Annotated in this window: 8 protein-coding genes; 1 reads left to right on the top strand and 7 read right to left on the bottom strand. The window is 66.8% G+C overall.

The window, feature by feature from the left end:
• Positions 1 to 121: 121 nt before the first annotated feature.
• Genes AC07XB_RS33925 through AC07XB_RS33905 form a run of 5 tightly spaced genes read right to left on the bottom strand, consistent with a single transcriptional unit; the run spans position 122 to position 4,984 of the window.
• Positions 122 to 823 (bottom strand): RraA family protein, encoded by a 702-nt coding sequence (locus tag AC07XB_RS33925; protein ID WP_492831593.1) that lies wholly within the window; start codon positions 821 to 823, stop codon positions 122 to 124.
• Positions 824 to 883: 60 nt separating this feature from the next.
• Positions 884 to 2,086 carry a pyridoxal phosphate-dependent aminotransferase gene (locus AC07XB_RS33920; RefSeq protein WP_492831594.1) on the bottom strand — a complete coding sequence of 401 codons (1,203 nt, stop codon included), beginning with the start codon at positions 2,084 to 2,086 and terminating at the stop codon, positions 884 to 886.
• Between the two features lie 24 nt (positions 2,087 to 2,110).
• On the bottom strand, positions 2,111 to 2,680 hold the full coding sequence (locus tag AC07XB_RS33915) for a LeuD/DmdB family oxidoreductase small subunit (RefSeq protein ID WP_492831595.1): 570 nt from the start codon (positions 2,678 to 2,680) through the stop codon (positions 2,111 to 2,113).
• On the bottom strand, positions 2,677 to 3,975 hold the full coding sequence (locus tag AC07XB_RS33910; protein WP_492831596.1) for a 3-isopropylmalate dehydratase large subunit: 1,299 nt from the start codon (positions 3,973 to 3,975) through the stop codon (positions 2,677 to 2,679). The genes AC07XB_RS33915 and AC07XB_RS33910 overlap by 4 nt, the downstream gene beginning before the upstream one ends.
• Positions 3,976 to 3,988: 13 nt before the next feature.
• Complete coding sequence (locus tag AC07XB_RS33905; protein WP_492831597.1) at positions 3,989 to 4,984, bottom strand: Bug family tripartite tricarboxylate transporter substrate binding protein; 996 nt, start codon at positions 4,982 to 4,984, stop codon at positions 3,989 to 3,991.
• Positions 4,985 to 5,157: 173 nt separating this feature from the next.
• On the opposite strand from AC07XB_RS33905, the gene AC07XB_RS33900 reads away from it, so the two are divergent.
• Complete coding sequence (locus AC07XB_RS33900; RefSeq protein ID WP_492831599.1) at positions 5,158 to 6,123, top strand: LysR family transcriptional regulator; 966 nt, start codon at positions 5,158 to 5,160, stop codon at positions 6,121 to 6,123.
• A gap of 399 nt (positions 6,124 to 6,522) precedes the next feature.
• Here the strand turns inward: AC07XB_RS33900 and AC07XB_RS33895 are convergent, their stop codons facing one another.
• Positions 6,523 to 7,335, bottom strand: a complete 813-nt coding sequence (locus AC07XB_RS33895; RefSeq protein WP_492831601.1) for a LysR substrate-binding domain-containing protein — start codon at positions 7,333 to 7,335, stop codon at positions 6,523 to 6,525.
• Positions 7,250 to 7,660, bottom strand: a complete 411-nt coding sequence (locus AC07XB_RS33890) for a helix-turn-helix domain-containing protein (RefSeq protein WP_492831603.1) — start codon at positions 7,658 to 7,660, stop codon at positions 7,250 to 7,252. The genes AC07XB_RS33895 and AC07XB_RS33890 overlap by 86 nt, the downstream gene beginning before the upstream one ends.
• Positions 7,661 to 7,734: the final 74 nt, after the last annotated feature.

Here is a 7,734-nt window from a genome sequence, read left to right as displayed (position 1 = left end):
CTTAGCTTTTACCTGATGCGCAGCCTTGGGCTTTGCCCGTGTTGCGCATCAATGGATGGCCCGTTTAATTTATGACACAGTAGAATTAGGGAGGGGGCGAAGGGCCTCGGCCCTCCTGCCTTCAAACCGGCAGGCCCTTGGCCCTCAGCACCGCGTCGAAGCGCTCCTGGTCCGTGGTCCCGGTGCGATTGCCTTCGCGGATCGTTGCTTCCCTCTCCAGGTGCGCGCGCGTCTTGCGCAACACCTCGGCGGCCTCCGCCGCCGGCACGGCGATCACGCCATCGGCATCGCCCACCACCAGATCGCCTGGCATCACCACCAGCCCGGCGCAGGAAACGGGCACGTTGATCTCGCCCGGGCCGTCCTTGCTCGGGCCACGATGCGTATGCCCCCGGGCAAAGATCGGCATGCCCTCTGCCGCCCACTCGCACAGGTCGCGCACGGCGCCGTCGACCACCAGGCCGGCGAGCCTGCGCGCGATGCAGGTGGTGCGCATCAGGCCGCCTACCAGGGCCTGCGTCACGTCGCCGCCGCCGTCGATCACCAGCACGTCGCCGGCTTCGACCATCATCAGGGCCTTGTGGATCATCAGGTTGTCGCCGGGCCGCACGCGCACGGTCACCGCCGGGCCGCACAGCACGGTATCCAGCCGGACGTGGTACTGGCGCAGGCCGACGGCGCCCACGTTACGGCTCATTGCATCGCCGATGGCGGCCACGGGCATCTCGCGGAAGGCCGCGACGATATCGGCCGCCGGGCCCGCGGCGCGCGGGTTGATGCGATAGCCGGGGGGCCACTGCAGTGGCTGGGATTCGTTGGTCATGGCGAAGCTCCAAATCGGGTGAAAAGCGGGCGTCCGGGCGCGGCGCTCGCGGGCAGGTTGTCAGCGCAAGGCCTCGCACGCCAGGCGCAGCCGCCGGAGGCCTTCCTGCAGTTGCGCAACCGAGGTGGCAAAGGAGATGCGGAAGAACGGCGACACGCCGTACGCGCCGCCCTGCAGCACGGCCAGGTTCTGCGCCTCCAGCAGGTAGAGCACGAAGTCTTCATCGGTCTCGATCCGCTTGCCGTCCGGCGTCAGCTTGCCGATCAGGCCGGCGCAGGAAGGATACACATAGAAGGCGCCCTCGGGCGAGTGGCACTGGATGCCCGGGATGTGGTTGAGTTCCGCCACCACCATGTCGCGCCGCGCCTGGAAGATGCGCGTGCGCTCGGCGATGTAGTCCTGCGGCCCGCTCAGGGCTTCCAGCGCGGCGGCCTGGCTGATGGACGACGGGTTGGAGGTGCTCTGCGACTGCAGCTTGACCATGGCCTTGACCAGCGCGGCCGGGGCGCCGCCGTAGCCGATGCGCCAGCCCGTCATGGCGTAGGCCTTGGACACGCCGTTGATGGTCAACGTGCGCGCCTTCAGCGCCGGCTCCACCTGAGCGATGGTGCAGAACTCACGGCCGTCGTAGAGGATGTGCTCGTAGATATCGTCCGTCATCACCCACACCTGCGGATGCCGCAACAGCACCTCGGCCAGCGCCTTGAGCTCGGCGCGGGAGTAGGCCGCGCCGCTCGGGTTGTTGGGCGCGTTCAGCACCAGCCAGCGCGTGCGCGGCGTGATGGCGCGCTCCAGGTCCGCCGGGCGCAGCTTGAAGCCGTTCTCCGGCGGGCAGTCCACGAACACCGGCGTGCCATCGGCCAGCAGCACGATGTCGGGGTAGGACACCCAGTACGGCGCTGGCACAATGACCTCGTCGCCCACGTCCACCGTGCACATCAGCGCGTTGAAGATGATCTGCTTGCCGCCGGTGCCGACAATGATCTCGCTGGCCGCGTAGTCCAGGGCGTTGTCGCGGCGGAACTTGTCGGCGATGGCGGCCTTGAGCTCGGGCGTGCCGCCGACGTCGGTGTACTTGGTCTTGGACGCCGACATGGCGCGGGTGGCGGCTTCGCAGACGTTCTGCGGCGTATCGAAATCCGGCTCGCCGGAGGTGAGGCCGACGATATCCCGGCCGCTGGCGCGGAGTTCACGCGCGCGTTGCCCTGCCATCGAGCTGGGCGACGGCTTGATCCGGTTGAGGCGGGCTGCAATGAGTGTCATGGTTTGGCGCTGTCCTGGGTAAGGTTAGGCAAGCTTGCGATGCTGGCGCAGGTAGGGAATGAGCCCGCCAGCGGCGCGGATGGTCAGCACGATGTCCGGCACGGGCTCGCAGAGAATGCGGCGGGCGGGCGCCTCGGCGTCGGGTCCCACCAGCAGCTCGGCGCTAGCACCATCCAGGCGCAGCGCCAGCGGGTCGCCTTCGGCAATGGCGGCGGTGTCCGCGGTGATCAGCAGCAGGCCGTTGTTGATGGCGTTGCGCCAGTAGGTACGCGCGAAGCTGCACGCCACCACCACGCGGATTCCCGCGGCGAGCACCACCGTGACCGCCACCTCCATCGCGGAGCCGCAGCCGAAGTTGTGCCCGGCCACCAGGATGTCGCCATGCGCCACGCTGCTGGCGAAGGCGGGATCGACATCCTCCAGCAGGTAGCGACGCAGTACCTGCGGGTCCAGGCTGTCCTTCTTACGGCTGGAGGCGATCAGGTAATCGGTGTTGATGTCGTCGCCAAGCAGGCGGGCGCGGCCGTGGATGACTGATGCGGCGCTGGTCGAGGCGCTTGTTTCACCATTGGCTTCGGCTTGCTGCAAGGTCATTGCGCCACCTCGCGCGGATCGACCAGGTGGCCGGTGACGGCCGCGCTGGCGCAGGCGCGCGGCGAGGCCAGGAAAATCTCCGATGTGCGATTGCCCATGCGGCCCTTGAAATTTCGGTTGGCGGTGGAGATCACGCGCATGCCATCGGTGGGAATGCTGCCGCAGGTGCCGCAGCAGGCGCCGCAGCCTGGCTGCTGGATCTGCGCGCCGAAGGCCGCGAACTCCGCCAGCAGGCCATCGTTCTCCAGCTCGGCGCGCACCGCTTCGGATGCCGGTGTCACCACCAGCCGAACGCCGGGCGCCACACCACCGCCCGCGCGCAGTATGTCGAGCGCCTCGCGGTAATCCTTGCTGCGCCCGCCGGTGCAGGTGCCGAGGTAGACCATGTCGATCCTGGTGGCCGGCGCCTGTGCCAGGTCGAGCACGTCGTCCACGCGGTGCGGCAGCGCTACCTGCGGCGTGATGGCCGACAGGTCGAAATCCAGCGTGTCGACATAAGTGGCATCCTCATCCGCCGCCACTGGCGCGAAGGCTTGTGCGGTACGCCCGGCAAGGTACGCGGCCGTGCGATCGTCGAACGGGAACAGGCCTGCCTTGGCCCCCATCTCCACCGACATATTGGCCAGCACGATGCGATCGTCCATATCGAGCGCGGCAAGGCCGGGCCCGTCGAACTCCAGCGCGAGATAGTTCGCGCCGCCCGCGCCGATGCGGCGCGCCATGGCCAGCGCCAGATCCTTGGCCGACGCGTAGGCCGGTAAGGCGCCATGCAGGCGGATACGCAGCGAGCCTGGCACCTTGAGCCAGAGCTGGTTGCACTGCAGGACGCCGGCCAGGTCCGACGAGCCGATGCCGGTGCCGAACGCGTTGAGCGCGCCATAGGTGACGGCATGCGAGTCGGCCCCCACCACGAGGTGGCCGGGCAGGGCCCGGCCGCGCTCCAGCATGAGCTGGTGACCGATGCCCTCGCCCACCTCGAACACGCCAACGCCATGCGCCAGCGCATAGTCCCGCGCAATGTCCTGCAAGGCCAGCGCGCGCGCGCCAGAGCTGGCGCCGTAGTGGTCCAGCGCAAAGACCACGCGCTCGGGCCGGGCCGGGCCCGGCAGGGCAGCGCCCTGCGGCTGCATCTGCCGCAGGTAGTCCAGCGCCATGGGGATCGAGCCATCCGTGCCCATGGTGGCATCCGGCTCGCAGATCGCCAGGTCGCCGGCGCGCAGGTCGCGGCCGGCGGCGCGGGAAAGCAGTTTCTCCGCCAGCGTCCTGCCGGCGCCCCGGGTATCCATTGCGTTCATCGCCAGCACCGGATCAGTTCAGCTTGAGGTTGGCGCTCTTGACGACCTTCCCCCACTTCTCGTGCTCCGACGTGATCAGCCGCGCGAACACCTCGGGCGAGCCACCCACGGGCTCCACTCCGAGCTGCAACAGCTTTTCCTTGACCTCTTCGGTCGCCAGGATGCGGTCGATCGCGCGGTTGAGCTTGAGCACGATCGACCGCGGCGTTGCCGACGGCGCCACCACCCCACTCCACGACAGCGACTCATAGCCCCTCAGCCCGGCCTCGTCCAACGTCGGCACGTTGGGCAGGCCGGGCAGGCGCTTGCGGCTGGTCACCGCCAGCGCGCGCAGCTTGCCCTGCTGCACAAAGCCGATGGAGGACGGCGCGTTATCGAACAATATCGTCACCTGCCCGCCAAGCAGGTCGGTCAGCGCGGAGGAGCTGCCCTTGTAGGGCACGTGCAGGATGTCCACGCCGGCCATGGCCTTGAACAGCTCGCCCGACAAGTGCGTGGAGCTGCCGGACCCTGACGAGGCAAAGCTTAGCGAGCCCGGCTTGCTCTTGGCAAGCGCCACCAGTTCCGGCACGGTAGTCACCGGCAGGCTCGGCGATACCACCAGGATGTTCGCGTTCTGCGTGACGTAACTCACCGGCACGAAATCCTTGGCCACGTTGTAGCCCATGCGGCTGTACAGATGATCGTTGATCGACAGCACGCCGGTGGCACCCATCAGCAGCGTGTAGCCATCGGCCGGCGACTTGGCCACCAGCTCCGCGCCGATATTGCCGCTGGCGCCGGCCCGGTTGTCGACCAGGAACGGCTGCTTGAACTGCTGGGAGAGCTTGTCGGCGATGATGCGCGCCACCACGTCGGTGGAGCCGCCGGCCGCGAACGGCACCACGATGCGCACCGCCTTGTTGGGATAGCCATCGTCCGCGGCGGGCCTGGTGGGCGCGTCGGCGGCATGGGACAGGCATGGCATGGCAGCAAGCAGTACTGCGCCAAGGCGGATCAAGCTCTTCATCTTCGGGGTCCTGTGGGGGAAAAATTGGCTCTTTGCATCCATCGCCACGCAGTACGGCGCCGTGGTTGAAAGCAGATTCTATGGACCTTGATTAATCTGGACAAACGAATTCTACTGACCGATTATTACGAAACTCAGAAAAATAGCCGAAGCCTCGCTCCCGGCCCTCCCCCATGCGCCACAACGTCACCCTCAAGCAGCTGCGCTGCTTTCTCGCCGTCGCCGACTCCGGCTCCTTCACCGCTGCGGCGCTGCGCCTGTGCATGACGCAATCGGCGCTCACTGCCACCATCCAGCAACTGGAAGAAGCCGTAGACCTGAAGATGTTCGATCGCACCACCCGCCGCGTGGCCCTGACCGAGCACGCCGAGCGCTTCCGGGCCGAGGCGGAAAAAGTGGTCAACGGCTTCGACAGCTCGGTCTACGACCTGATGGCGCTGTCCCAGGGCAACCGCGGCCATATCCGCATCGTCGCCGCCGCCTCGGTCATCAACCACTTCCTGGTCCGCGCCATCCCCAGGTTCCGCGAGAGCTATCCCGGCATCACCATCTCCCTGCGCAACCCCGCCGCCCGGCAAGCCGAGCGGCTGGTGCTCGAAGGCGAAGTGGATTTCGCCATCGACAGCAAATACCAGGGCCACGAAGGCCTGGACTACACGCCCTTGGTCTCAGACTCCTACGGCGTGGTCTGCCACCACGACCTGCCGCTGGCGCAACTGCAGCGCCCCGTGTGCTGGGCCGACCTGACGCCCGAGCGATACATCGGCTTCAGCGCGGACACCGGCATCGGCCACTTCTTGCGCAGCCACGCCGGCAACTGGCCCGTGCTCGGCGGCCAGCACGATGAAGTGGAAAGCACCAGTTCCCTGTTCGCCATGCTCAGCATGGGCAAGCAATACTCGGTGCTGCCTGCGCTGGCGAACAAAGGACGCGAATACCCCGACCTGGTTTTCAGGGAACTGCACGAGCCACGGTTATCGCGCGAGATCTGCGTGATCACGCGGCCACTGAGATCGCTGTCGCCAAGCGCGCAGCGTCTGCTGGAGATCTTCTTGGATGAGATACGGCGGCAAGCCATGCCGCCGGGGGTGTCCGTGCAGGCGGCTGCGCCAGGCGGGATGGATTCAGGCGGAGCTTAGGGCTTGCCGACGAGGTGTCTTTAGCCGCATCCGGGTCGCCTTCTTTGCCTACTTTCTTGGCGAGACAAGAAAGTAGGTCGCCCCTGACCGTCAGCGACATCCAGAACCACGCCCACTACAGCGCCAGCAGCATCGGCATCGGCATCGGCGGGGGATCAAGCAGAACCCCTCCAGTGCGCACCACTGTTGTTCAGCGCCTCATTTTGCGCAGTCGCAGCCGCTGCATTGGGATTTTGTCCCAAGGCAGACGCGATACCGCCCCCGGCCAGCATCGCAATCGCCGTCATGACGGCCGTCTGCCCGGTGCCGGGTCTTTGTCCATTGGCGGTAGCCCGCGTGTGCAAGTGCCATAAGGGCACCGGATGTGCCATCCAGCGTGGCGGCGAGGGCGCGTTGGCTTCAAGCTGTAGGGGCCTGGTGTTTGTCACGGGAACGTTTGAAGGCGGCTGACTTGGTCGATAGTGCTAAGTATCGCCGGCGTTTGCCGCGCTGCAAGTCGATGTCGGCGGCGATCGGATGTCCAACCCCCGAGCGTTCGGTGGGCGATGCGATCCGGGACCTGAGCGAGCGCTGCGCAAGACAATCTCGCCCCCCTTTGCAGAGGTGCTGAAGCAGGTCGATCACGACGCGCGTCTTCAGCGGCAGCGCGCGCGCATGCGGCCAAACCGCATTCAATGCATAGCCGAAGGGCCGCGACTCCTCGAACACCTGCAGCAGCCGACCGTCGGCCAGCGCATCGGCCGCCAGCCAGGCCGGCAAGCGGGCCATGCCAACGCCCTGAATCGCGGCCATCGCAGTGACTTCCAGGCTGTTGCAGCTAAAGTCGAAGCGCATGGGTGCCACGAAGTCGATCACCCGCCCCGCGGAGTCGTGGAACTGCCAGGGAGTCGGTCCGGTGTCACGTGCGTAGCCGACAAAACTGTGTGCCGCCGAATCTGCCATCAGCGCCTCCAAGTCGGCGGGTCGGCGATGTGCCGCCAAGTAGGTCGGCGACGCATACACACCCATCCACTGGTACCCCAGCAGCCGGGCCGTCAGCACCGGAATGTTCCCGAGCGAGCCACTGCGCACGGCAAGGTCAATGCCCTCCTCCACGATATCGATGCGGCGATCGCTGAAGGACACGTCAAAGGCCAACTGCGGATGCCGCTGCCCCAGCTCGAGTAGCAGCGGCGCCACCCGCGCCCGGCCGATCAGCTCCGGCATGGTCATGCGCACGCGCCCGATGGGTGTCTGGCGGCCGGCCTCGACCGCCGCATCGGCCGCGTCGAGTTCGGCCAGCGCGCGGCGGCAGCGCTCGTAATAGGCCTGGCCGTCCGGTGAGGCTTTGGCTGCGCGTCGTACGCTGGAATAGCCGCGTGCCCAGGCGCTCCTCCAGCCGCGCCACGCTTTTGCCCACAGCCGACCGCGTGAGCCGAAGGCGCTGCGCCGCGAGCGCGAAATTGCCAGGTGAATTCAACCCATGCTCGCCTGCCCACTCCAACGCGATCTCTCCGTCAAAGACACAAACTGCCAGCGGAATGCGATAAGGATCCATATCCCGACGGATGAACCTATGCGATCGTCAGGTCATTTGCGCGAAATCCAAAACCACATGCTGAATTCGGTTGT

The sequence above is a fragment of the Cupriavidus sp. GW821-FHT02F09 genome, from assembly GCF_059421605.1.
This window is presented reverse-complemented; position numbering and strand designations above follow the sequence as displayed.